1 protein-coding gene is annotated in these 716 nt (G+C 61.5%); it reads left to right on the top strand.

Going from position 1 to position 716, the window contains the following annotated elements; all coding sequences use genetic code 11:
• Positions 1 to 61 precede the first annotated feature (61 nt).
• The coding region (locus NKH29_RS32570) for an IS5 family transposase (protein ID WP_353001435.1) at positions 62 to 716 on the top strand (655 nt) is incomplete at its 3' end.

Genomic DNA, 716 nt, shown 5'->3' with positions numbered 1-716 from the left:
GGGCCTGTTGCGTAATTCGCTGATTGTGATTCTCTGAGGTGGACGGTCTGAGGGAATCGCGATGGCAGTGAAGCAGACGGGCCAGTTGAGCTTGGCGGAGGCTTTTCTAGGCACCAAGCTTGTGGGCGGCACTTCGCCGCTCGACCGATTGTCGGGTCTTGTGAAGTGGTATCGGTTTGAGAAACTGCTCAACCCGCTGCGTGATGGCGGTCCGGGTCGGGCGGCTTGGCCACCGCTGGTCCTGTTCAAGGCGCTTTTGTTGCAATCGCTCTACGGGCTTTCGGACCGTGAGTTGGAAGAGGCGCTTGGCGACCGGCTGTCGTTCCGGCGCTTTGCCGGGCTCGGGCTGGAGGAGAGCATTCCCGATCACACGGTGCTTTCGCGCTTTCGCAATCTGCTTGTCGGCGAAGGTCTGCTCGATAAGTTGTTTGGCGAACTGGACCGGCAGTTGGAGAAGGCCGGCGTGATCCTGAAGCGTGGCACGATGCTGGATGCCACGCTGATCAATGCGGTCTCGTCACCGCCGACGCTTGAGCGGCCGTCGAAGGATCCAGATGCCCGCATTACCGCGCGGCAGGGCAAGGGCGGCTTCACCTTCGGCTACAAGGCTCATGTCGGGGTGGATGAGGGCTCTGGCCTGATCCGCACGGTGATCACCACACCAGCCAACGTCAACGACACGGTCGTGGCTGACACCTTGATCTGCGGCGACGAGA

Origin of the sequence: Mesorhizobium sp. M1295, assembly GCF_040318135.1 — a bacterium.
GTDB lineage: Bacteria > Pseudomonadota > Alphaproteobacteria > Rhizobiales > Rhizobiaceae > Mesorhizobium.
The sequence above is the reverse complement of the archived record's forward strand: the minus strand, read 5'-3'. Positions and strand labels throughout refer to the sequence as shown.